The following is a 24,673-nucleotide window of genomic DNA, read 5'->3' on the forward strand; positions in this document are numbered from 1 at the left end:
GGTAACGCCTGCTGACCTTTTGTCAGGAAAAACAAAAAATGCTCAAGACACCTTATTTATTGTTCCTCGGAGATGCACCTGACGCATTGTCTGCCAAAGTGGCGCAGGGCGTTCGCGATTGGCGACCGGAAAATTGTGTGGGTCAGTTTCGCCAGGAAGGTTGCAAGGCAGACATGGGTCTGCCGGATATGACTATCGAAGAGGCGGTTGCGGCGGGTGCAAAGACGCTGCTGGTTGGTGTGGCCAATCGTGGCGGGAAAATCAGTGAGTCCTGGAATGTGGCTTTTGAACAGGCTCTGGCTGCGGGTATGGATGTCGCCTCGGGTCTGCATACCCAGTTAAATGCGAATGCAAAACTGGTTGCCATGGCACAAGAGCATGGGCAGCAGTTATTTGATGTCCGCATTCCGCAGCAGGAATTCCCCATCGCCACGGGCAAACCACGTACCGGCAAGCGCTGCCTGGCTGTGGGAACCGATTGCTCGATCGGCAAGATGTATACCGCCATGGCCGTCGAGAAGACCATGCGTGAACGCGGTATGAACGCCACCTTCCGTGCCACCGGGCAAACAGGCATTCTGATCACCGGTGGTGGCATTCCACTGGACGCTGTGGTTGCCGACTTCATGGCCGGTGCAGTGGAATGGTTGACGCCCGACAATGATGCTGATCATTGGGATCTGATAGAAGGCCAGGGTAGTCTGTTCCATGCCTCCTATTCCGGCGTCACGCTGGCTCTGGTTCATGGTGGTGCGCCGGATGCCCTGATTTTGTGTCATGAGCCAACACGCACGCATATGCGCGGGTTGCCCGATTATCAATTGCCAAGTCTTGAACTTTTGCGCGATACCGCTCTGGTACTGGCCAGGTTCGTCAATCCGAAGTGCGAAGTGATCGGCGTTTCAGTCAATACGGCAGCATTGAACGATGCAGACGCTGAAAAGTGCCTGCAAGAGATCGAACAGCGAATGCAATTGCCAGCCACTGATCCGTTCCGACATGGAGCTGACAAACTGGTTGATGCATTGAGCGCCTTATGAGCGACAAAGGTGCAGCTATTCAGTTGACAGTGAGTCGTGATCGCTTCGCAACCGATGGTACTTTCACGATCTCACGAGGCTCTCGAACCGAGGTTAATGTCGTCACGGTCAGTCTGCAAATTGGTGATCATATCGGTATGGGGGAGTGTGTCCCCTATGCGCGCTATGGCGAATCCATGGACAGTGTCTGTGAGCAGATCAAGGCATTCAGCGGCGTCCTGGCTGCCGGTGAAATGGATCGTATGGCTTTGCAGGATGCTCTGGCTCCGGGTGCTGCCCGCAATGCGCTTGATTGTGCATTCTGGGACCTGGAAGCCAAGTGCAGTGGCAAGCCGGTCTGGGAACTGGCCGGCTTGCCAAAGCCTGAACCGGTTACGACTGCGTTTACGCTGTCGCTGGATACGCCCGAGAACATGTTGGCTGCAGCTCGCAAGAACGCCTTCCGACCCCTGCTCAAATTGAAACTGGGTGGAGAGGGTGATCTGGAACGACTTACGGCGGTACGTACAGGGGCACCTGATTGCCGGCTGATCGTTGATGCGAATGAAGGCTGGACCGGGGAAGATTACGATAACTTGGCGCCACGCATGCTCGAACTGGGAGTCGCACTCGTGGAACAGCCATTGCCGGCTGGCTCGGACGATGCCCTGAACGGACGGGCGCGACCGTTACCGGTTTGTGCTGATGAGGCATGTCATGACCGAAACAGCCTTGCTTCTCTGGCAGGTCGATACGATGTCATCAATATCAAGCTGGACAAAACAGGTGGTCTGACGGAAGCGTTGGCCATGCGAACCGCGGCCAGAGCCCAGGGTTTTGGCATCATGGTCGGTTGTATGGTTGGCAGCTCGCTGGCCATGGCTCCGGCTCATCTGGTGGCGCAGAGCGTGGAGTTTGTGGATCTGGATGGGCCTCTGCTACTGGCAGAAGATCGTGAGTTGGCGATCCGGTATGAGGGGAGCAAGATGTATGGGCCCACAGCAGCATTGTGGGGCTAGCTCGGTATTCGTATGATCTGTGATCATGTTTCATTGATAAGGGGTGCTTTAACAGCGTCCCTTATCGTGTAATACGATTGTAAACTCAATGGCTGTCAGTCGACTGCCGGGAGTCGGAAAACTGATCATGTCTAAACAAATTGTAGTTATAGGTGGCGGTGCAGGTGGCCTGGAGCTGGTTATCAAGCTGGCTCGCAAGCTGAAGCGATCGACTGAGGTAAACGTCACACTGATCGACATGAATGCCTCGCATATCTGGAAGCCGTTGTTGCATGAAGTCGCGACGGGCTCTCTGGACAGCAATCATGACGAGACCAGCTATCGCATGCTGGCGCGCAAGCACAAATTCGATTTCCTGCTGGGCCGTGCCACGCGTGTGGACGCGCAAGAGCAGGTTGTTCATATTGCTGCTGAGAGCGATGATGACGGTGAAGTACTGGTGGCAGAACGGATGCTCAGATTCGATCAGCTGGTTCTGAGTCCCGGTAGTCTCAGTAACGATTTTGGTACCAGTGGTGTTGCCGAGCATTGCATCAAGCTGGATTCAAGAGCTGAGGCTGAGCGATTTCACAAGCTTTACCTGAAGCAGCTGCACAGAGTCAGCTCCGCTGCTGATCAAGAGACCAAGCTGTCTGTCGTGATTGTGGGAGGTGGTGCCACCGGTGTTGAACTGGCAGCCGATCTGCATAATGTTGCTGGCAGGCTTCAGGAATATGGCTTCGAAAAGTTCTCTCACGAACGTCTCAACGTCTCTGTCATCGAAGCCGGGTCCTTGCTACTGCCACGCTTGCCCGAACGTATCGGTAATAGCGTGCGTAAAGAACTGACAAGAATCGGTGTGGCTGTGTTGACTGACACACGAATCGAGAGTGCTGAAAAGGATGCGCTGATTACCAGTGATGGTAGCCGCATTCAGGCAGATGTTTCGGTTTGGGCAGCTGGTGTCTGCGCCCCCGCATTTCTTGCCGAAAGTGGCTTGCCTTGCGATAACCTGGGGCGGGTCAAGGTAAATCCGGATCTGAGTGTCGAGGGATTTCCCAATATTTATGGCGCTGGGGATTGCTGTTGCTGCCCTATGAAGGAGGGGGGTACCGTTCCACCCAGAGCGCAATCTGCGCATCAGATGGCGGCCGTGGTCGCGCACAACATTCTGGCGACTTACAAGGGCAAGTCCTCCAGAAATTTCGTCTACAAGGACTTTGGCAGTCTCATCAGTCTGAGCCGGTTTTCAACGGTAGGTAATCTGATGGGGAACCTGGTGCGCGGTACAGTCTTCGTGGAAGGCTGGCTGGCAAGAATGTTCTATCTGTCGCTGTACCGCATGCATCAAAACGCTGTGCATGGTCCGCTATCGACCCTGCTGATCATGCTGGGAGACAGAATTCACAAGGCCACACGTGCTGACCTGAAATTGCATTAATGGGTTCTGGAACTTGAACTGACTCCTTTCCGGTGATCCGGAAAGGAGTTTTTGTACATCCGCTCAGCGTTGCGAGAGCGTCGTGACAGAAAGCCGTGGCTTAACTGACGCTCTTGTCTGCTTTATTGCGATTGCTGACTTTTGCTGACACTTCGTTGGTCGCCGTGTCAGTCTTGCCGGCACGGTTTGCAGAACGTCGCTGGTCGACCTTTTTCTCAAGGCGTTCAAAACCGTCAGCCACTTTTTCGGCCATCTGGTTAACAACACCATCCTTGGCTGTCACTTTGGCAACTGTTCGAGTCAGAATGGTTTCCTCACCGCGAGCATGGGCTGCCCGTTGCGACTGGAATTTATCATTAACCTTCGCAGCCGTTCCCTGAACGCCAGTTACAACCCGGCCCAGTGGAGTGACCTGAGGCTCGCCGGGCGCCGCCGCTGGATCGCCTGTCGGTGATGCAGTGCGGGTCATTGAGGTGAAGTTGGCCAGTAAACCCTCATCGCTTGCAACTGTTTCGTCGTGACTATGCGCCTGCACCCAGCGTTGTTCATTGAGTGCATTGAAGAATAACCAGGCTGCAATGGCCAGAAGGCACAAGGTGGCAATCCAGATCATCGAAAACTCCAGGTGGTTGAATAACTAGTAAAACAACAGGATTGATTTCTGGCTGGCAGCGTGGAACAGCGGCTGCTGGCCGGATAACAAACGAATATGGTACGCGTTCGTGTCAGCCGGCTCAAGTGCGAAGCTGGTAACATCCAGGCGCTCAGGGCTGTGGAAATTCAGGTTTCAGCGGTTCGGGCAGGAACGGCAGTATTCGTCGGGTACGCAACGTTGGCAATAAGCTCAAAGTGTTCTTGCATATAGATACGTAACCAGGGCGAATATTCTTCAGGACAAAGGTGGATGTCAGTACGCAGCTGTTCAAGCGTCTGCCAGCGCAGGGCATGAACCTCATCCGTGTTGAATCCTATCGGCAAGGCAGGATCATGCATATAGCCGACGAAGCAGTGGGCGGTCTCGTTTTCGAACATATTTCCTACGGCTGCCTGATATTCGATCATGCCAAAGCCTGTCAGCGTCTTCTGACAGCCGACCTCTTCCATCAGGCGTCGTTCAGCACAGTCAGTTAGAGATTCCTGCCAGCCAGGATGTGAGCAACAGGTATTGGCCCAGAGTCCGCCAGAATGGTATTTGCCATCGGCGCGCTGCTGCATCAGCAGGCGACCTTGATTGAAGAGAAATACCGAAACTGCAAGGTGCGGTACATTGCGAAGGTGAGCATCCAGTTTGCCGATGGGGTACAGCTCGCCGTGTTCGTCAATGGCGGTGATGATTTGCCTATCAGCAACTTGCTGCACATCGGGCATGGGGGGTGACTCTGAAAGTGGGCGTTCGATGGACCTTCATGCTCGTCCGGTGGATGCCATATTTTGTACCATTGAGCTATTGAATGTGCAAGTGCAAGCACCGTGCAACAGGTAGCCTTCACGCAAGCGCTCCGAGGAAACCTTGTGCCTTGCATGCCTGCTGAAGCAAAGCGTGCTCAGTGGTACAGTAATCGCTGTCATCCGATACCAGCCTGCTTATGATCTCCACGTTACGAATTGCCACGCGAAACAGCCCGCTTGCACTCTGGCAGGCTGAAGATGTCAAAGCGCGCATTGAGGCCCTGGGGCTGGGCGTGAGCGTCGAGCTGGTGAAGATGACGACCAAGGGCGATCAGATGCTCAACAGTCCTCTGGCAAAAATCGGCGGCAAGGGCTTGTTCGTCAAGGAGCTGGAAACCGCCATGCTGGATGGGCAAGCGGATATTGCAGTGCACTCCATCAAGGATGTGCCAGCGGTATTGCCCGAAGGTTTGCAGATCGTGCACATCATGGAACGGGAAAATCCGCATGATGCATTTGTATCCAATACCTTCAACTTGCCCGATGAGCTACCTGAAAAAGGCATTGTTGGCACTTGTAGTCTGCGTCGACAGGCCCAGCTGAAGTCCCGTTTTCCGCATCTTGAAGTTCATGACCTGCGTGGCAACGTCAATTCCCGGCTAGCCAAGCTCGACAACGGTGAATACGATGCCATCATTCTGGCCTCGGCAGGACTGATCAGGCTCGGCATGCAAGAGCGAATTGCACTCGAAATGAGTGCCGAAGAAAGTCTGCCGGCGGCCGGTCAAGGCATTGTCGGTATTGAGTCACGTATCGATGACGAGGAGGTGTCAGCGTTACTGGATCATCTGCATCATCAAGACACCAGTTACCGGGTGCAGGCTGAGCGGGCCTTGAGTGCCAGGCTGGATGGTGGTTGTCAGGTTCCGATCGCAGCCTATTCTCAATTACAGGGCAATCAGATCTGGTTGCGCGGTCTGGTGGCTTCGCCCGACGGCAAGACTGTGATCAAGGCCGATGCCGTGGCTCACCAGAATGAGGCTGTGAATCTGGGCGTGCAGGTGGCTGAAATGCTCCTGTATCGAGGCGCCACTGACATATTGCACAAGCTTGGACTGACGCCAGCTTCGCTGGATGAGGTTGCCGCCAGTGCCCACAAATACGTTCGACGCAACGATCCGAGCACTTGAAGCTAACACACTACCCATAAAGGCCTACCCTGAGCTGCCACTAAGCTCAGGTATGAATCCAACGCCCTTAGTCATGGCAGGTCCAGACGATATCTCTGGTGGCCGAATGAAAACTCGCATACTGCTCATTGACGATGATGCCGCCTATGTCTTCCTTTGTAAACGCTATTTGCGGGTAGACGAAACCTTCAAGCACACGGTGGTCTCTGCTGGCACCGTAAAGGAGGCCTTGGCGATCTGCGAGCTCGAGTCATTCGATTGCATCGTTATCGACTATCGTTTGCCAGACGACACAGGGACCGAGGTGATCAAACAGTTGCGGGAGCTACTGGGTCTGGCAATGCCTCCCACCATTGTTTTTACTGCCGATGGTGGCGAGGAGGCTGCAATCGAAGCTGTTCGCTCAGGTGCCAATGACTTTCTGGCCAAGCGTAATGTGACGCAGGAATCGCTGTGCCGTGCGGTCAAGAATGCCATAGAAAAAGGCATGCTCAGAAAGTCGCTGATGCACCGGGTAAGCGAGCTGGAAGAGGCAAACCTGTTGTTGCGCAAGCGCAATGAAGAAATTCAGCGTTTCTATCACACGGTGTCGCACGAGGTGAAGACACCGCTGACGGCCATCCAGGAGTTCGTATCCATCGTATTTGATGGCCTGGCAGGTCCTATCGAGGAAGAGCAGAAAACCATACTCAAATATGCTCTGGAGAGCTGTGACCAGATATCGTCACACTTCAACGATCTGCTGGAGTTGTCACGATTCGAAACCGGCAAGATGACTGTCAATCTGAAGCCTTCGAGCATGCGTGATGTCTTCGATCATTGCATCGTTGCGGCCACACCGGCAGCGCTTGCCAAGAGTATCTCACTGACCGTTGCTGATCAGCCGCATCAGATGCCTTTGGTGATGATGCAGTCCAACCGGATCATCCAGGTCTTGAGTAATCTGATCAACAATGCCATCAAGTTCACGGATGTGGGCGGCGAGGTTGTCATCGAGAGTGAAGTGATCAAGAACGGCACTCGGCTGCGACTGAGTGTCAGGGATAACGGTTGTGGCATTCCAGCTGAAAATACCGGTATGGTTTTTGAGCGTTTGTACCAGGTCAACCCGGCAAACGACCAGCAGAACGGACCCGGTATGGGGCTGGGACTGAGTATCGCTTCGGAAATTGCCAACCTGCACGATAGTTGTCTGAGTGTCGAAAGCGAATTGAATGTGGGCAGTGTGTTTTCATTCGAGCTGAATATCGCACCCGCCGAAGAACTGACGGACGCTGCCTGAGGCTGTCTGGTTTCTGGCATGCTAATAGCCCATTGACAACACCGGATCCATGACGCTGAGGGTTGAATAAGACGTAAGTAGTGAATCAAGAGATGAATTGGTTGAATTAATGATCAGTATCAGTCGACAGGACTGTCAACTGTCTGGCATAACTGCTGATACAATTCACAACCAACTTGATCAGGAGTCCTACGTGCTTATCGGAGTTCCCTCAGAAACCTACTCTGGCGAGAAGCGTGTCGCGCTGACACCTGAAACAGCCGGCCATATCATGAAGCTTGGACACACAATATGTGTGCAGAGTGGTGCAGGCCTGGCAGCCAACATTGCTGACGAGCTCTATACCGAAGCTGGCATCGAGGTTCTGCCAGATGCCCAGGCGGTTTACGACAAGGCAGATCTGATCATGCGGGTCAGAGCCCCCGCCACCGATTCAACAGCAGGCGATGAAGTCGCCATGCTGCGTTCGGGCACCATTTTGATCAGCTTCATCTGGCCTGCCCAGAACGAAGAGCTCATGAAGGCCATGGCTGCACGCAACATCACGGTTCTGGCCATGGACTCGATTCCCCGGATATCACGTGCCCAGAAGATGGATGCACTCAGCTCCATGGCCAATATCGGCGGCTATCGTGCCGTGGTCGAGGCCGCCAACCAGTTCGGTCGCTTCTTTACCGGTCAGATAACGGCTGCCGGCAAAGTGCCCCCTGCCAAGGTTATGGTTATTGGTGCCGGTGTTGCAGGACTGGCAGCCATTGGCGCAGCTCGAGGCATGGGCGCTATCGTTCGTGCATTCGATACTCGACCAGAGGCAGCCGAACAGGTCGAAAGCATGGGAGCGGAGTTCCTCATGCTGGATTTCAAGGAATCCGAAGATGGTGCTGGTGAAGGCGGATACGCCAAAGTCATGAGCAAGGAATTCATTGATGCAGAAATGGCGCTCTTCAGAGAGCAGGCAAAAGATGTCGATATCATCATCACCACGGCACTGATTCCTGGCCGACCAGCACCTGAACTGATCATGACGGACATGGTTGAGTCGATGAAGCCGGGTAGTGTCATCGTCGATCTGGCTGCGGAAAGAGGCGGCAACTGCAAACTGACTCGCGCCAATGAAGTCGTCAAGCACGGTGGCGTCACGCTGATTGGCTATACCGACTTGCCAAGCCGTATGGCGGCTCAGTCAAGCCAGTTGTATGGCACCAACCTGCGACATCTGATCACTGACCTGACACCCGAGAAGGATGGTGTGGTCAATGTGAATATGGAAGATGAAGTGATTCGTGGCGCTACGGTCATCAAAGAGGGTGAGATTACCTGGCCACCACCACCGCCCAGATTGTCAGCAGCTCCCAAGGCGGCACCCAAACCTGTGGCGGCTCCGGTTGTTGCCCAGGTCAAGACAGGTGGCTTAAGTGGAAGCCTCATTGCTGCTGGTGTGGCAGCGATCGCTCTGCTGCTGGTCGGTAGCGTGGCCCCCGCTGATTTCATGAGTCACTTTACCGTTTTCGTGCTGGCCTGCTTTGTCGGCTACCAGGTTGTCTGGAGCGTCTCACCGGCACTGCATACGCCATTGATGAGTGTGACCAATGCCATCAGCGGCATCATCGTTGTCGGTGCGCTATTACAAATATCCTCGGCCTCAGGGCTGGTGGTATTTCTCGCAGCTATTGCAACCCTCATTGCCAGTATCAACATCGCCGGCGGATTTTTGGTAACTCAGCGCATGCTGAAAATGTTCAGGAAATAAGAGAAGATGAATCAAGGAATGGTCACCGCTGCCTACATCATTGCGGCCATCTTGTTTATTCTGAGTCTTGCTGGTTTGTCAAAGCAGGAAACTGCGCGACGCGGTAATCAGGCCGGTATTGCAGGTATGGCTATTGCCGTACTGGCAACCATCATCGGTGACGGTGTTTCCAATTATGGAATCCTGCTGGTCACTGTCGGAATCGGCGGCAGCATTGGCGCCTATCTGGCCAAGCGGGTCGAGATGACCCAAATGCCCGAGCTGGTCGCAATTCTGCATAGTTTCGTGGGCATGGCCGCTGTCTTGGTCGGCTTCGCCAGCTACCTGACTCCTGAGTCGCATCTGATTGGTACTGAGCGAACAATCCACGATGTGGAGATCTACCTGGGTATCCTCATCGGTGCATTGACCTTCACAGGCTCGGTGATTGCCTTTGGCAAACTGAGTGGCAAGGTGGGTAGTCGAGCACTGATACTGCCTAATCGTCACATGATCAATGCAGGTATCGGTATTGCCTGTCTCATACTGCTGTTCATGTTCATTGGTACAGCACCTGATACTGCGGCTGAAGCCAGTGGCAAAGGCATGGGGACTTTTCTGCTCATCATCATGACGCTGCTCGCTTTTGCATTCGGCGTGCACATGGTCATGGCTATTGGTGGCGCGGATATGCCTGTTGTCATTTCAATGCTCAACAGTTACTCAGGCTGGGCTGCTGCTGCAACCGGTTTCATGCTGTCCAACGATCTGTTGATCGTCGTCGGTGCCTTGGTGGGATCCAGTGGTGCGATTCTGAGCTACATCATGTGCCGCGCCATGAACCGCAAGTTTCTCAGCGTCATCATGGGCGGTTGGGGAGATGCTCCCAAGAGCGCTGCGGGTGATGACAGTGAAGAAGAGCAAGGCGAAGTTATCAGCATCAATCCTGATGAAGTAGCCGAAATGTGCAAGAACGCCGATTCGGTCGTTATCGTACCGGGCTACGGAATGGCTGTTGCACATGCTCAGCATCCAGTATCAGAGCTGACCAAACGACTGCGGGATGAGGGCATCAATGTCCGTTTCGCTATCCATCCGGTCGCTGGACGTATGCCAGGACATATGAACGTATTGCTGGCAGAAGCCAATGTGCCTTACGATCTGGTTCTGGAAATGGATGAGATCAATGACGATTTGAGCGATACCGATGTAGTGATCGTTATCGGTGCCAACGATATCGTCAACCCGTCTGCTCTGGACAATCCAAACAGTCCGATCGCCGGCATGCCGGTTCTGGAAGTCTGGAAAGCTCGTCAGGTCATTGTCTCCAAGCGTTCGATGGCAACTGGCTATGCAGGTGTAGAGAATCCTCTGTTTTTCCATGAGAATACTCGCATGCTGTTTGGTGACGCAAAAGACAGCGTCAACGGCATTCTCAGCAACCTGTAGTCAGTCTTTGCCCCTTTGTTGTTGAAAGGGGTCCAGAGGACCCGGACATATGTCCGGGTCGCTCTGGTTATTGATACTACCTAGTCTGTTGATCCAAGAAGGCTGGCGTTACCGCCTGCCGCCGTTGTATCAATGCAGATATGTCGCTCAAGCAGGAAGCGGCTCGGATCATCCAGTGTGTTGATCAATGGGATCAGAGGCCCGGAACTTCTGGCCAGTCCCTGACGCAATTGCAGAAGCTCTGATGGGTTCTGAGTCGGTGTTGCCACCACAGCGGCCGAGTGCTGGCTGACCCGTTGCATGAGAACGTCGTCAGAACCGCTGATGATATCTGTCAGCTTCTCCGTGAACACCTCACAACCTAATGCGCTTATGGCCGTTGCAAAACGAGCGGTGAGCTCACTACCATCGTCGAGCAGCAATACGCCTGAACGAGGAGTTGCACGCCAGTGGTTGCTCTCACCGGTCGGGCCGGGCAGAACGAGTCCATCCACTTCACCAGCCGGGAGTTCTGTTGCTGGCAATGTTTGCGGGTCTACAGTCCGGTTCATCAGACGTGGTATGTACCAGGGACCACCGGCTTTTGGACCAGTACCGGACAAACCTTCACCACCGAAGGGTTGTGAACCGACAACAGCGCCAATCTGGTTGCGATTGACATACACATTGCCGGCCTTGATGGTGTCGACTACCTGCTGAACACGATCATCAATACGGGTATGCAGGCCAAAGGTCAGTCCAAAGCCACGAGCATTGATGTCATCGACCACGCCAGAGAGGTTTCGAGCTTCGAAAGTGGCAATATGCAGGATGGGTCCGAAGATTTCCCGTTCCATGCTGCCAATGCCATCAACGCTTATCAGCGCCGGTGCAATGGTCAGGTGGCTGACGTGATTGTCAGCTGAATCGGACTGTGGCAACTGTGCTTGATGCAGCAGGGTGCCCGCTTTGCGATGTGTTTCGATGTATTGGCTGAACGATTCATGAGCAGCTGCATCAATGACCGGGCCAACATCGGTAGACAGGTTCCAGGGATCTCCCATGCTCAAAGTATCCATGGCGCCCTTGAGCATCTTCACTACCCGCTCATAAGCCTCCTTTTGCACATACAGGATACGTAGCGCAGAACAGCGTTGACCGGCGCTCTGGAAGGCGGACATGACAGTATCGCGGACCACTTGTTCTGTCAGAGCTGAACTGTCGACGATCATGGCATTCAAGCCACCGGTTTCAGCCATCAACAAGGGGTTGGGGCTGGCACCTGCAGCAATTTGCTCTTGGGTTCGAGCGGCCAGTGCCTGTTCGATATGACGACTGGTATCGGTAGAGCCGGTAAAGCAGACGCCAGCAATACGTGCATCTGATGTCAGCTGTCGTCCGACCGTTGATCCTGTGCCCAGTAGCAGTTGCAAGGCGCCGGCAGGTATGCCGCATTCATGCAGAAGCCCGATGGCCATGCCGGCAATCAATGGTGTTTGCTCGGCAGGTTTTGCCAGGACCACATTGCCGGCGACCAGAGCGCCTGCAATCTGCCCGGTGAAAATGGCTAATGGAAAGTTCCAGGGGCTGATGCAGGCTACGATACCGTGGCCATTGGCAGCTGTATCCGCATGACTGGCAGCCTCGATGTCCACTGCACAGGCTGCGTAATAACGCAGAAAGTCGACAGCTTCCCGGACTTCGGATATAGCATCGTTGAGACTCTTGCCGGCTTCACGACAAAGCAGGGCACAGAACTCGGCAATATTGTCTTCATAAGCATCAGCTGCCTGGCGTAAGGCAGCAGCGCGAGTCTCGACAGGTGTGGCAGCCCAGGAACTTTTGAATTGTTCTGCGTTATCGATGGCTTGTGTGGTCTGCTCGGTGCTAGCCAGAGCCACATGACCGACCAGATCGGCGGCATTGTTGGGCGAATGTAGTGGTTCTGTCGGCGCAGCAGGCTCTACGCCTACAATCAATGATGTCGCCTGCCATGTCTTGTTCTTGAAGACTTGGCGAGCCTCCAGCAGTGTGGTCACCGAGGCTGGATCGTTGGTACGAAATCCCTTGGAGTTCTTGCGTTGTGGCATGAACAGGTCAGCAGGGTGGGCGATCTTGGGGTGAACGATGTTGACTGTATCCCGTAATTCTCTGACGGGGCATTGAGCAACTTGCTCCGGTGGGATTTTATGATCCACAATCTGGTTCACGAAGGAGCTGTTAGCCCCGTTCTCCAGCAGGCGGCGAACCAGGTAGGCGAGCAGGTCACGGTGGGCACCAACAGGTGCGTAGACACGGCAACGAGTGTTGTATTTGTCATGGACTCGCTCGTGCAAGGATTCTCCCATGCCGTGCAGACGCTGGAATTCATAGCTCTCGGTGTCATCACCCGCCATGCGTCGGATAGCACTGACACTGTGTGCATTGTGGGTGGCGAACTGTGGGTAGACATGAGTTCGATTGTCCAGCAACACCTGAGCACAGGCGAGGTAGCTGACATCGGTATTCACCTTGCGGGTAAATACCGGAAACGAGGCAAGACCCAGTTCTTGTGCCTGCTTGATCTCACTGTCCCAGTAGGCACCCTTGACCAGCCTGACCATGATCTTGCGCTCGTTGAGCTCGGTCGCAGCCAGTAACCAGTTGATGACGGGGAGCGCCCGGCGGCTGTAGGCCTGTACCACGATACCCAGTCCATCCCAGCCCGCCAGTTCGGGGTCGGCCAGCAAGGCACCGATGACATCGAGAGAGAGATCCAGTCGATCTGCTTCTTCGGCATCAATGTTGAAGCCGATGCCTGCGGTTGCGGCCTGTTTGGCCAGTATCTGCACCCGTGGCAGCAGTTCTGTCATGACACTGTGCTGATGGCTGTATTCGTAGCGTGGATGCAGGGCCGAGAGCTTGACGGAGATACCCGGCTTGTCCCGAATAGAACTGCCCTCGACACTGGCCAGTCGTGCAATGGCATTGGCGTAGGCTTGTGTGTAACGCTCAGCGTCCTCGAAGGTATGAGCCGCTTCACCGAGCATGTCATAGGAGTAGGTATACCCTTGTTTCTCCAGGCCTCTCGCCTCGCGTACCGCCTGATCAATATTCTGGCCCAGTACGAACTGGCGTCCCAGTAATTTCATTGCCTGGCCCACGGCGGTGCGAACCACAGGCTCGCCTACGCGTTTGAGCAGGCTTGAGAGTGAGCGAGTCGGGTTTTCACCCTCAGCCAGTACACGGCCTGTCAGTAGCAGAGCCCAGGTCGAGGCATTGACCAATGGCGAGCTGGATTGTCCCAGATGGGCTGCCCAGTCGGAGCTTTCCAGCTTATCGGCAATCAATTCATCAATAGTGGTGGCATCGGGAACTCGAAGCAGCGCTTCAGCCAGGCACATGAGCCCAACTCCCTCTCGCGTGGAGAGTCCATATTCAGACAGGAAACTTTCCATCATCGTAGGCTTGTTGTGCGCACGCAGCATCTTGACCAGTTCGCTGGCATCAAGGTGGATGGCATCCAGGGTGTCGTCACTGAGTTCCAGTGATTGCAGCAGGCCATTGACGACTTCGGGCTCGCTCATCAGGTATCGACTGCGTAGTTCAACACGTAGTTGATCCAGCCGTGGCGAGCTGGTGCTGCCAGTTTTTTGAATTTCGGAGGAAGAGTCAGCGTTATCTGCAGACGATCTCGTGTTGATCGGGTCAGTGGCAGGAGCTTTGGATTTGTCAGACATGGTTAACGGCATACCGGAGAGGGGCAAGTCTTCGATTATGCTGGTATGTCGTTAATATATTGTTCTGAATATCGTCAGTATTTGGTCTAACAAACCATATTTCGCCCGATTGTCAGGGCGAAAGCTTACATTTGTAGCAATTCACGAGTCGTTTTGCCTGCAAACATATAACCCGTTCCACGTACGGTCTTGATCCATTCAAAGCCGTCATCCGATTCGATTTTCTTGCGTAGCTGCGCGACATGATTATCGATGACACGATCACTGGATTGCCAGTCCCGGCCGGTGAGTTGTTCCATCAGATGGTCTCGACTCAGGGCGCGTTGCGGGCTAGAGATGAAAATCTCCAGCAAGTCGTATTCGGCTGTGGTCAGGTTGACCTCTTCATTGTCAGGGTTTCGTAACTGTCTTGCCGCCGGCATCAGAGTCCATTCGCCAAATCGTATGACTTCCATGGTGTTTTCAGTGACTTCGGGGGTATGTCCCTGACGTGGATAGGCCTTGGTAGTGCTGCCGGCACGCCGAAGTACGGACCTTACCCGGGCAATGAGTTCGCGAATGGGAAATGGCTTGGTGATGTAGTCATCAGCGCCAATCTCCAGTCCAACCACCGTGTCGATCAATTCGACTCGGCCCGACACCAGAATGATCGGAATATCGCTGCGCCGGCGTATGTCCCGCACAAGATCAAGACCGTTTTCCCGATCCAGCAGTACATCCATGGTGATCAGGTCTATGTCTTCGGAATTCAGGCGCTCATACAGTTCTTCGCTCGTGCCAGCTTCAAGCACGGCGAAACCTTCCGCGTTCAGAGAGGTTCGCAGTAGCTCTCTGATCCTCAGATCATCATCGACTACCAGTATTGTCGCCTTGCTTATCACATTATTTGTAAGGGTTGGAGTCAGATGCTATGGCGTACCTTAGCCAATTTTTCATGAGATGAAAACGATTTAGAACAAATGATAACCATTTAGATTCACTGGTGCTCACTTGAATCTAATGATAACCATGTCTGAGTTTTGCTGCCAGAGTCATTGCCCTGAATTTTGGTAATCGGCAATTGAAGCTTGTCTCTATATACCGGGTCCCAGACTGTAACAGGTAATGACTTTCAGCCATTTTAAACAGGATTGCTGACTACATCCGTACCAATCCTTACGAAACCCGTGTCATTTGTCCGTTCGACCGTTACATAAGGTCCCCAGAATGGAATTGTCAATCTTCGGCGTGAAGTTATTGCCCCCGACAATCTTTTTTGTCTGGAGCAGAGTTTTTCGTCAGAGGGTCAAACGGAAATTCATCAAGGACTAGACGCTTGCCAATGAAAACACTGCTCACAAAGAACACGACCAAAAACGTACTCCTGGCAGAAACCGATTCATCTCTCATACGGGCAGAGCTGGAGAGGTTGTTATCGGATCGCCGCTTTTCCGGTGCCAGGCAAATGTCGGCTTTCTTGCGCTATATCGTCAGCGAGACACTGGACGGGAATGGCAATCGCATCAAGGCCTATACCGTTGGAGTTGACGCATTGGGAAAAGCTGATGATTTTGACGCTCAGTCAGATCCTTCAGTACGAGTGTTGGCGCTCCGACTCAGAAAATCGCTGGAAGCCGCTTACGCGAATGAGCCAGAATGCCACGCTCGTATCGTCATGAACGTGGGATCCTATGTTCCGAAATTCTACAAGCCGACTGACTTTCTATCGGGTGGCGATGAGGAACAAGGATCTGCAGTGAGTGCAACGAATAGTGTCAGTGGACTGGAAGCCAACAGATTGCCAATGCAATCGAATGCGGCTAACAGACGTCTTGTCGACATTCATGAGCGTACTGTTGATTCGCGCTATACAAGTGAGTCGCGACCTGCTGCAACGAAAATCAACTCATCAAACCTGAATGTTGCAAGGATGGAATCCAGCTCCATACTCGATTCCGTCGCTGCGCCGGAAAAATGGCTTGTGATTACTATTGTCAGTCTGGCCGCTGTGGCCTGGCAAGCGTCAATCAGTGCGGTTGGTGTACTGCCCTGGTAACAGGTCCTGATTTTCCAGAATTCATTGATCCCTGGTTGTGCAGGACTGCAGAACACCTGATGGGAGTTGATGGATGTTGTCAGACTGGCTAGAGTTATTGGTCAGACAAGTCAGTAATGGGCATCCGAAAGCTTGACTGACAATTACACTGCCTTGATATACATTTAAATCATGCAAGCAAAAATAGCGTCTTTATCCAAACAGGCAGTAGCCGCTTCGCGAACCAATTTGACGTTGGTTCTGGCACTGTTCATGGGGCTCTGTGCTTTGGGGCTGCACTTGTGGGTGCCGAACTACAGTTTGTTGAATATTCCTGTGGAGAATGTTCTCCACGGCCTGTCACTCGTTGCGGTTGGCCTGGTGATAACAGGAAAGTATCAGGGAGCTGAGAAAGTCAGTCGCGAGGAAGCTGCCAGAGCACGACAACTGCAAGCCATGCTTTCCATGTTCATGGTGGTGAAGCACGAGCTCCACAATGATATGCAGGTCGTCATGGGCAATGCTGAGCTGGCAGCCATGATGGTCGAAACCGGCACAGGTGAGGCTGTGGAAAAGCCGGTTCGTAATATCAACGAGGCCGCAGCGCTGGCCATTGAGCGCATTGAGCAGCTGTCCGTCTTTTCAGCATCCATGAAAACGAGTCCCGCCGCCATTGATATCAATGCGCTCATGCGCGAGACAGCTGCAAGGCTGACCTCGGAGGTACCCGCCATTGTGATGTTGCGTCTTGAGCTGGAGCCGCTCTCATCTCGAATCCTGGTTGATCGAAACCTGCTGAGCCTGAGTTTGTCCTATCTGATTCGCCTGGCCGTAAAAACCTTGTCGCACGGTGGCGAAATTGTTGTCAGGACACGCAGTGCCAGTATCTGGACCGGTCAGGAGCACATTTCAGCGACGACCGAAATTTTTCTGGTCCGTGGTCTGGGGCGATCTGGTAATGGCAGTAATGCTGCCACGCTTGACAGGCAGCAGGCCAAATACGTCCGTATTCTGGAAGAGGCCCGCAGCACGACTCAGGCCTTGGTAGAGCGCAGTGGGGCCTCTGTCCTGGTAAGACCTATCGAGACCAACAGTGAATCATTGATCAAGATAGGATTCGTTAGTGCGGTGGTGAAGGGCAATCTCAAAGAGCCAGTCATCATTGACGAGTTCTGAATTGATGAGTTCTGACTTGCTTTGCGAATAAACAGATTATTCAGGCAACCCCAATCAGAATGCCGGCTGCCAGTACCAGCGAACCGCCAAGAATGACTTGAAACATGGCTCGTCCCCAAGGCGTTTCCATGAACTTGTGCTGGATCCAGGTGATTGCCCACAGCTCGACAAATACAACTCCGATGGCCACCGTGGTGGCTGTTTTGAAGTCCGGTATCAAATAGGGCAACGCGTGTCCAAGACCGCCAACGGTTGTCATGATGCCAGAGGCCAGACCACGTTTCAGCGGTGAACCACGCCCGGTCAGCACACCATCGTCATGGGCCGCCTCTGTAAAGCCCATGGAGATTCCGGCACCGATGGATGCCGAGAGTCCAATCAGAAAGGTATTCCAGGTGTTGCCAGTTGCAAAGGCGGCAGCGAAGATGGGCGCCAGTGTCGAAATGGAGCCGTCCATCAAACCGGCGAGCCCGGGCTGCACATAAGTCAGCAGAAATTGCCTTTTCTCGGTTTCTTCTTCAGTTTGACGAACGTCCTCAGGCACATTTTTTCTACCCAGATTGATCGCCAGATCCATATGGCGTGACTCTGCATTGGCCAGATCTCCCAGTAAGCGACGGGTATCGGCATCCTGAGTTTGTGAGGCTGCGACGCGATAGAAGCGTGCCGACTGATCTTCCATCTGTTCGGCCATCGCACGGGTCTTGTCCAGTGGCAGAGGTCGGACCAGCCAGTCGGGTTTGCGCTCGTAATAGCCTTTGACATGCTCACGTCGTATCAGTGGAATGACATCGCCAAAACGCCGCTTATGCAGCTCGATGAGTCCGGCCCGGTGTCTGCTTTCCTCATCGGCCATGCCGTCGAAAATGGCTGCCGAATCCGGATAGGATTCACGCAATCCATCGGCGTAGGAGCGATAGATACGCATATCATCTTCTTCCGAGGAAATGGCCAGCGCCAGAACTTCCTGCTCGTTCAGAGTATTGAATGAACGGCGGCTACTCGGTAAAAAGCGTGTCAGCATGATAATTCCACCATAGAAGTTTTATCTGAAATCAGGACTGAGCGGTATCAGCAGCAATGGCATGAATACCAATCTCTCTGATGGTAACGCTCAACGGCATGCCCGGTTTGACGCCATATTCGCTGGCGTTGTGGAAGGGTATGCGGAATCGCAAGGCTTTGGCAATCGTATCCAGGTGCAAGCGGATCGATAACTCATCTCCCAGTCCCACCGCATCGCTGACCTGGCCATGCAGGTGATTGGGGCTGTTCTCAGTGCTACCGGGATGCCTGATGGAAACCGAGCTTGGTGCAATAAGCAGTGTTACCTGAGTGCCAACAGGAAAACCATTGGCTTGACCGATCAGCTGTTGTTTCGATTGCAGGTCGTAGACAGTGTGTGTGGCGGTCTGCTTGATGACTCGGGCACTGAGCAGATTCTGATGGCCCAGCAACTTGGCGATTTCCTTGCTTCGTGGGGCGCTGATAACCTCCTGAACTTTCCCCTGTTGCAACGTGCGTCCGCGATGGATGAGGCACAGGCTATCAGCCAGCTGCTGCACTTCACTGATGTCGTGAGTTACCAGCAGAATGGGCACATGCAGGTCTGTGCGTAGTTGTGCCAGTTCCCGATAGAGCTTGCGACGCGTTTGCTGGTCGACGGCTGAAAAGGGTTCATCCAGTAGCAGGGCTGCCGGCTCACGGGCCAGTGCTCTGGCCAGGGCCACACGTTGGCGCTGACCACCCGAGAGCTCGTGCGGTTTGCGATCCTCAAGCCCTGACATATTGGTGCGGGCAAGCCATTCCATCGCCTGTTGTCGACGTTGGGCGGCAGGCCGATTCTGTACAGCGAGCATGACGTTGTCGAGCGTACTCTTGTGCGGGAACAGCGCGTAGTGCTGAAATACCATACCCACCTTGCGTTTCTGCGGTGACAGATGGATATTGCTTGAGGTATCCAGCCAGGTCTGTTGGTTGCAACTGACGCGTGCAGTGTCAACTGACTGAAGGCCGGCGATCGTCCTCAGTACGGTGCTTTTACCGCTGCCCGACGGGCCGACCAGCGCCAGCATCTCGCCCGGTTGGCATACCAGATTGACATCCAGAGCGATGGGCGAGGTTTGTGACAGGCGGACTTCAAGTGCATGATTCATGGAGTCGGACTGCTTTTACGGACCACCAGCAAGGCGAGTAGGGAAAACGCCACCAATATCAGACTGTACCAGCCAGCGGTCTGCATATCGAAGGCCTGCACGCTGTCATAGATGGCAATGGATACGGTGCGTGTTACGCCGTCGATATTGCCGCCAACCAGCAAAACGACCCCGAATTCTCCCAGTGTGTGGGCAAAGACGAGTGTGCCACTGGCCAGCATGCCTTGCCAGGTGAGTGGCAATTCTATATGCCACCAGGTTCTGGACGGAGACAGGCCACTGACCCAGGCGGCTTCGCGTACCTCCAGCGGCAATGTACTGTAAGCCAATTGTATGGGTTGTACGGCAAAGGGCAGGTTGACCACAATGGAGGCCACTACCAGGCCCGGGAAGGTAAAGACCAGGGGCGCTCCGAACAATTTGACGGCTGCCGCACCGCTTATCGTCTCCGGACTGAACAGGACCAGCAGGTAGTAGCCAATGACGGTTGGTGGCAGTACCAGTGGCAAAAACAGAATGGCTTCTATCCAGGGTTTCGAACGCACTCGGGTAAATGCCAGCCAGCGGCCCAGCAGAAGCCCGATGGGCAGCAGCAGCAGCATGGTCCACAGAGCCAGTTTGAAGGAAACAAGGAACGGTGACATGGGGAAGTGTGAGTGCCCTGTTTAACTTATCGGAGTCAGGCCGTAACGGCTGAGTATGCTTGCCGCTGATTCACCCTGCAGCCATTCGTACAAGGTCTGTGCGCCAGTTCTTGCCGGATTCAACAGAACCATCTGGTGGATAACCGGTTCATAGCTGCCAGGCTCAAGCGGCATTTTCTGCAACTCAGGTGGCAACTGCATGACGAGCGTATCGGGAACCAGGGCGTAATCGACGGCACCTGTCAGTGCGAATTGCAGGGTCTGTGCTGCATTTTCTGCACTTAGCAGATAACCTGCTGGCAAGGGCCAGAGGCCTGCGCTGTCGAGCGCCTGTTTAGCTGCGATACCGTAGGGAGCATGGCGTGGATTGGGAATGGTGAGTTTGAAGGGCTCGGATTTCTCCAGTTTGCCGATCATCACTTGCAGACCGGACTGGGGGAGCGCTTTGCCAACGTTGGCTTGTGCCGGTGTTTGCGTGGCGGTGCGCCAGACTAACGAGATTGCGCCTGTGGCCAGCGTTACTCCGGCATCATGCGTCTTGCCCAGGGTTGCAAGCTGCTGGACCGTTGATTGATCGGCCGACAGGTAGAGCTCGAACGGCGCTCCGTGACGAATCTGTGTGGTGAGCAGGCCGGATGAGGCAAAGCTGGTGCGTGGCTCAATTTCACCTGTTTCTGACCGATAAGCCTGCATGAGCTCTGGCCAGAGCGTACGAAAACTTGAGGCCAGCGCTACCAGGGGCGGCTCGGAATGGCTCTCTGCCGTGGCCGGTACGCTAATTGTGCACAACAGCAATGCGAAACAGAGGCAGCCTAGCATGCCCTGTAACCGTCTTTGCGCGTTATGCTTTGCAGGTGGAGTTGCCTGAGCGTGGAGCAGGATAGTCATTGCATGCAAAAGAACACTGGTCTGAAGAGAATACGGCTTGCTGGAGTTTACGCCTTTAACGGTATTACGGCTGCCTTGCGTCATGAAGCGGCGTTCAGGCAGGAAGCCTTGCTGGCACTGTTTGTACTGCCCGTTGTGTTCTGGCTTGATATCAGTTCGGTTGAACGCGTCCTGTTAGTCGCTGTAACCATCCTGGTGCTGATCGTGGAGCTTCTCAACAGCGCTCTGGAGGCCGTTGTCGATCGAGTCGGCTCCGAACATCATGTGTTGTCCGGAAGAGCCAAGGATATGGGCTCGGGTGCCGTAATGGTTGCCTTGATTCTGTGGATATATGTCTGGGTGGAGATTGTAGTTCTGGGCGTCTGGCTGGCCTGAGAAAACGCAGACACTCCGATGCAAAGTTTCATGGATGCGCTGATGGAAGCGTTGGCGCTTGTTATCGCCTTTGATGGTGATCTGCAGGAAATCATCCTGCTGTCCATACAGGTCAGTTTCACAGCCGTCGTGCTCAGCGCCCTGGTCGGTTTGCCCGTCGGTGCCTGGCTGGCCATAACCGACTCGCGTCTGCGTCCGGTGTTGGTGATGCTGACCACAGCCATGATGGGCTTGCCGCCGGTTGTCGTCGGACTGGTGGTCTATCTGTTGTTGTCCAATGCCGGCGTACTGGGTCCCTTGCAGCTGTTGTATACACCGACCGCAATGATCATCGCTCAGTCCATTCTGGTAACGCCCATTGTTACCGCCTTGACGCGGGAGACCATCGCGAATCTGCATGATCAGTATGCAGACCAGCTCAATTTACTGGGAGTAAGCGGCATGCGACGCATGCGCACCCTGTTATGGGAGGGCCGTCATGGTTTACTGACGGCATTGCTCGCAGGGTTCGGACGGGCGATTGCCGAAGTAGGGGCTGTGATCATGGTGGGCGGCAACATCAATCATGTCACCCGAGTCATGACCACCACCATTGCGCTGGAGACCTCCAAGGGCAATCTGTCCCTGGCACTGGGTCTGGGTATCGTGCTGGTGGTGCTGGCCATGGTCGTCAATGCAGCCGTACTGGGTCTGGGCTCTTATATGCGCCGACAGGAAGGAGGCTTTCATGGATAAGGAGGCATTTTTCATGGATGAAGGCAGTCATAGCCAGGCGTTGCTGGGCGTGCACTCAGTCAGCGCGGAGGCATTGCGCATAGAGCGAGCCGGGCGTGTGCTGTTGTCGATTGATTCGATCGAATTTGGCGCAACTGGCTGCTGTGGCATCGTAGGCCCCAACGGTGCTGGCAAGTCATTACTGGTGCGCACTTTGTGCGGCCTGATGAGGCCGGATGAGGGGCGCGTCTATTGGGCAGGTTCAGCGCCGGATGCTGCCAGGCGTCATCAGGTTGGACTGTTGTTGCAACGTCCGGTATTGTTGCGGCGCAATGCGGTGCAGAATATTGTATATGCGTTGCGGGCGGCGGGTCTGTCCCGCAAAGCGTCTGTGGAGCAGGCTCAGCGAGCTTTGGAAGAATCAGGTCTGGCTGCCGTGCGCGAAGTTCCTTCGCATCGCTTGTCAGGCGGTGAGCAGCAACGCGTTGCACTGGCGCGTGCTCTGGCTCTCAAGCCTGATATGCTCTTTCTGGACGAGGCGACGGCGAATGTTGACCCTGCCTCGACGCTGGTCATCGAGCAGCAGCTACTGGGTGCCATGCGCGCTGGATTGAAAGTTGTCATGGTCAGTCACGACGTCGGGCAAGTCAGGCGCCTTGCCAATGAGGTTGTGTTGATGCACAAAGGCCAGATCGTTGAGCAGAGTTCCCGAACAACATTTTTTGAACAAACCAATAATCCGGTATCGCGTCGCTGGTTGGCCGGCGAGCTGCTGGTGTGATAAGGAGTAGTTATGGCAGGTGAATTTGGCACTCGTTTCATGGATCAGATGGCCGTTAGCCATTTTTCGGACGGGTGGAGCCAGGAAGAGATGGTCCCCGGGGACTCGATTACATTGCACCCCGGAGCACACGTTTTGCATTACGCCAGTACCTGTTTTGAAGGGTTGAAGGCGTTTCGTCAGGCTGATGGTGGTGTCGCCATTTTCCGCATGGACAAGAATGTTGCACGTTTTGCCCAAAGTAGCAGCCTGTTATACCTGCCCGAGATTGATACCGAGCAGACAAGCCGGATGATCAGCGACATCGTCGCGCACTACCGTGACGCCATTCCAGCGCCACCGGCATCGATGTATATCCGCCCGACCCATATAGGCACCGAGGCGGCTATCGGCAAAGCGGCTGCGCCGTCTGCCACATCCACGCAAATGATTTTGCTGTCGCCGGTTGGAGACTATTTTGCTGGCGGCGAGGCTTGTCTGAGACTATTGCTTGATGACAAGGGCGTTCGCTGCGGGCCGGACCATGGCATGGTCAAGGGTGGAGGCAACTATGCCAGTGCGCTCAAGCACATCATGCGTGCACGAGCCAGTGTCAAAGCCGATCAGGTGCTTTTTTGTCCCGGTGGTGATGTGCAGGAAACAGGGGCTGCCAATTTCATCCTGGTTGACGGTGACAGGATCATTACCAAATCCCTGGACGAGTCATTTTTGCACGGCGTTACCCGCGACTCCTTACTGACTCTGGCGCGCGACAAGGGGCTGGATGTGCAGGAGCGTGAGCTCACCATTGAGGAGCTGATCGAATGTGCCGCTCATCCAGAGTGTGAAGCGGGTCTGACCGGTACTGCCGCTGTTGTGGCCGCTGTGGGCACACTCATTCATGATGGTCAGGAATACAAGGTGGGCAGTGGTACGCCCGGACCTCGCATTCGTGCCATGCGCGATGAGCTGAACGCCATTCAATGGGGGCAGAGTGAAGACCGTCATAATTGGCTGACGCGGGTCTAGGTGGATTTCAGGGCTCTGATTTGAACAGGGGCGTCGTGATTATGTTCACGGCGACCCAGAATCGGGTTCCGATCCGGGCCCGGAACCGCTGAGATGCTTGCCTGGCACGATCTGGGCATCTCTATTGTGTTGTAAACTTTCGGTTTTGGGAGTATTCAATTGGCTTCACGTTTTCCCTGGTGGGCAGTAGTTGCCATGGCGATGGTAGTGGGAGCATCCAACTATCTGGTTGCCATACCCATCAACGACTGGCTGGTCTGGGGGGCTCTGACGTATCCATTGGCGTTTCTGGTCAATGATCTGGTCAACCGTTTCTACGGTGCAGCCCAGGCTCGCAAGGTTGTGTATGTCGGCTTTGCGGTCGGTGTTGCACTCTCTCTGTCGGTCGAATCCATCGATCAACGCATCGCCATTGCATCCGGCACGGCCTTTCTGGTTGCTCAATTATTGGATGTTGCGATTTTTAACAGATTCCGTGTAGCTCGCTGGTGGATTGCGCCCAGCGTCTCCTCTGGCATCAGCGCTATTGTGGACACGAGTCTGTTTTTCGGCATTGCGTTCGCAGGTACCGGTCTGCCATGGCAGCAGTGGGCCATTGGCGACCTGGGTGTCAAGTGGTCCATGGCCGCACTCTCGGTCCTGATCTATGGCTGGCTGGCCTCAAGGCTTGCTGCACCATCGGGTGAAGCTGCAGCGAGTGCTGCAAAACCCTGAGCTTGTTT

General features: G+C 54.4%; 22 protein-coding genes. 14 read left to right on the forward strand and 8 right to left on the reverse strand.

Annotated elements, in window-relative coordinates; translation table 11 throughout:
- The first annotated feature begins 38 nt into the window (after positions 1–38).
- The 3 genes from dgcN (at position 39) to IMCC3135_RS12140 (ending at position 3,458) form a co-directional block, all read left to right on the forward strand.
- Positions 39–1,040: an N-acetyltransferase DgcN gene (gene dgcN / locus IMCC3135_RS12130; protein ID WP_088917850.1), complete on the forward strand. Its 1,002-nt coding sequence runs from the start codon at positions 39–41 to the stop codon at positions 1,038–1,040.
- Positions 1,037–2,038: an N-acetyl-D-Glu racemase DgcA gene (dgcA, locus tag IMCC3135_RS12135; RefSeq protein WP_205738012.1), complete on the forward strand. Its 1,002-nt coding sequence runs from the start codon at positions 1,037–1,039 to the stop codon at positions 2,036–2,038. Before dgcN ends, dgcA begins: the two co-directional genes overlap by 4 nt.
- Before the next feature lie 127 nt (positions 2,039–2,165).
- The gene (locus IMCC3135_RS12140) at positions 2,166–3,458 is read left to right on the forward strand and encodes an NAD(P)/FAD-dependent oxidoreductase (RefSeq protein WP_088921817.1); all 1,293 of its coding nucleotides are present in this window, start codon (positions 2,166–2,168) and stop codon (positions 3,456–3,458) included.
- 100 nt (positions 3,459–3,558) lie between these two features.
- Here the strand turns inward: IMCC3135_RS12140 and IMCC3135_RS12145 are convergent, their stop codons facing one another.
- Entirely contained in the window at positions 3,559–4,071 is a 513-nt protein-coding gene (locus IMCC3135_RS12145) for a hypothetical protein (RefSeq protein WP_088917851.1), read from the reverse strand.
- A 167-nt stretch (positions 4,072–4,238) separates the two neighbouring features.
- Entirely contained in the window at positions 4,239–4,826 is a 588-nt protein-coding gene (locus tag IMCC3135_RS12150) for an isopentenyl-diphosphate Delta-isomerase (protein WP_088917852.1), read from the reverse strand.
- A 218-nt stretch (positions 4,827–5,044) separates the two neighbouring features.
- On the opposite strand from IMCC3135_RS12150, the gene hemC reads away from it, so the two are divergent.
- The 4 genes from hemC (at position 5,045) to pntB (ending at position 10,497) form a co-directional block, all read left to right on the forward strand.
- Positions 5,045–6,037, forward strand: a complete 993-nt coding sequence (gene hemC / locus IMCC3135_RS12155; protein ID WP_088917853.1) for a hydroxymethylbilane synthase — start codon at positions 5,045–5,047, stop codon at positions 6,035–6,037.
- A gap of 73 nt (positions 6,038–6,110) precedes the next feature.
- Positions 6,111–7,319, forward strand: a complete 1,209-nt coding sequence (locus IMCC3135_RS12160) for a hybrid sensor histidine kinase/response regulator (RefSeq protein WP_169727451.1) — start codon at positions 6,111–6,113, stop codon at positions 7,317–7,319.
- 193 nt (positions 7,320–7,512) lie between these two features.
- On the forward strand, positions 7,513–9,069 hold the full coding sequence (locus IMCC3135_RS12165; protein WP_205738013.1) for a Re/Si-specific NAD(P)(+) transhydrogenase subunit alpha: 1,557 nt from the start codon (positions 7,513–7,515) through the stop codon (positions 9,067–9,069).
- A 6-nt stretch (positions 9,070–9,075) separates the two neighbouring features.
- Positions 9,076–10,497 carry a Re/Si-specific NAD(P)(+) transhydrogenase subunit beta gene (pntB, locus tag IMCC3135_RS12170; protein ID WP_088917856.1) on the forward strand — a complete coding sequence of 474 codons (1,422 nt, stop codon included), beginning with the start codon at positions 9,076–9,078 and terminating at the stop codon, positions 10,495–10,497.
- An 80-nt stretch (positions 10,498–10,577) separates the two neighbouring features.
- Here the strand turns inward: pntB and putA are convergent, their stop codons facing one another.
- Positions 10,578–14,114, reverse strand: coding sequence for a bifunctional proline dehydrogenase/L-glutamate gamma-semialdehyde dehydrogenase PutA (putA, locus tag IMCC3135_RS12175; protein WP_418251440.1), 3,537 nt, complete (start codon positions 14,112–14,114; stop codon positions 10,578–10,580).
- Positions 14,115–14,320: 206 nt separating this feature from the next.
- Positions 14,321–15,076: a response regulator transcription factor gene (locus tag IMCC3135_RS12180; protein ID WP_088917858.1), complete on the reverse strand. Its 756-nt coding sequence runs from the start codon at positions 15,074–15,076 to the stop codon at positions 14,321–14,323.
- A 440-nt stretch (positions 15,077–15,516) separates the two neighbouring features.
- On the opposite strand from IMCC3135_RS12180, the gene IMCC3135_RS12185 reads away from it, so the two are divergent.
- Complete coding sequence (locus IMCC3135_RS12185) at positions 15,517–16,230, forward strand: hypothetical protein (RefSeq protein WP_088917859.1); 714 nt, start codon at positions 15,517–15,519, stop codon at positions 16,228–16,230.
- 171 nt (positions 16,231–16,401) lie between these two features.
- On the forward strand, positions 16,402–17,385 hold the full coding sequence (locus tag IMCC3135_RS12190; protein WP_088917860.1) for a hybrid sensor histidine kinase/response regulator: 984 nt from the start codon (positions 16,402–16,404) through the stop codon (positions 17,383–17,385).
- Positions 17,386–17,425: 40 nt separating this feature from the next.
- Here the strand turns inward: IMCC3135_RS12190 and mbfA are convergent, their stop codons facing one another.
- From mbfA to modA, 4 genes are read right to left on the reverse strand one after another with little or no spacing between them, the layout of a single operon-like run.
- Positions 17,426–18,409 (reverse strand): iron exporter MbfA, encoded by a 984-nt coding sequence (gene mbfA, locus IMCC3135_RS12195; protein WP_088917861.1) that lies wholly within the window; start codon positions 18,407–18,409, stop codon positions 17,426–17,428.
- 31 nt (positions 18,410–18,440) lie between these two features.
- Positions 18,441–19,541 carry an ABC transporter ATP-binding protein gene (locus IMCC3135_RS12200; RefSeq protein WP_088917862.1) on the reverse strand — a complete coding sequence of 367 codons (1,101 nt, stop codon included), beginning with the start codon at positions 19,539–19,541 and terminating at the stop codon, positions 18,441–18,443.
- Positions 19,538–20,185, reverse strand: coding sequence for a molybdate ABC transporter permease subunit (modB, locus tag IMCC3135_RS12205; RefSeq protein WP_088917863.1), 648 nt, complete (start codon positions 20,183–20,185; stop codon positions 19,538–19,540). Before modB ends, IMCC3135_RS12200 begins: the two co-directional genes overlap by 4 nt.
- A gap of 21 nt (positions 20,186–20,206) precedes the next feature.
- On the reverse strand, positions 20,207–20,974 hold the full coding sequence (modA, locus tag IMCC3135_RS12210) for a molybdate ABC transporter substrate-binding protein (protein WP_157735940.1): 768 nt from the start codon (positions 20,972–20,974) through the stop codon (positions 20,207–20,209).
- Positions 20,975–21,076: 102 nt separating this feature from the next.
- On the opposite strand from modA, the gene IMCC3135_RS12215 reads away from it, so the two are divergent.
- The 5 genes from IMCC3135_RS12215 (at position 21,077) to IMCC3135_RS12235 (ending at position 24,665) form a co-directional block, all read left to right on the forward strand.
- On the forward strand, positions 21,077–21,448 hold the full coding sequence (locus tag IMCC3135_RS12215; RefSeq protein WP_088917865.1) for a diacylglycerol kinase: 372 nt from the start codon (positions 21,077–21,079) through the stop codon (positions 21,446–21,448).
- Positions 21,449–21,466: 18 nt separating this feature from the next.
- On the forward strand, positions 21,467–22,183 hold the full coding sequence (locus tag IMCC3135_RS12220) for an ABC transporter permease (protein ID WP_088917866.1): 717 nt from the start codon (positions 21,467–21,469) through the stop codon (positions 22,181–22,183).
- Positions 22,176–22,943 carry an energy-coupling factor ABC transporter ATP-binding protein gene (locus IMCC3135_RS12225; protein ID WP_157735941.1) on the forward strand — a complete coding sequence of 256 codons (768 nt, stop codon included), beginning with the start codon at positions 22,176–22,178 and terminating at the stop codon, positions 22,941–22,943. The genes IMCC3135_RS12220 and IMCC3135_RS12225 overlap by 8 nt, the downstream gene beginning before the upstream one ends.
- A gap of 12 nt (positions 22,944–22,955) precedes the next feature.
- On the forward strand, positions 22,956–23,951 hold the full coding sequence (locus tag IMCC3135_RS12230; RefSeq protein ID WP_088917868.1) for a branched-chain amino acid aminotransferase: 996 nt from the start codon (positions 22,956–22,958) through the stop codon (positions 23,949–23,951).
- A 159-nt stretch (positions 23,952–24,110) separates the two neighbouring features.
- Complete coding sequence (locus IMCC3135_RS12235; RefSeq protein ID WP_205738014.1) at positions 24,111–24,665, forward strand: queuosine precursor transporter; 555 nt, start codon at positions 24,111–24,113, stop codon at positions 24,663–24,665.
- Positions 24,666–24,673: the final 8 nt, after the last annotated feature.

The organism is Granulosicoccus antarcticus IMCC3135 (genome assembly GCF_002215215.1).
In the GTDB taxonomy this organism is placed as follows: Bacteria; Pseudomonadota; Gammaproteobacteria; order Granulosicoccales; family Granulosicoccaceae; genus Granulosicoccus; species Granulosicoccus antarcticus.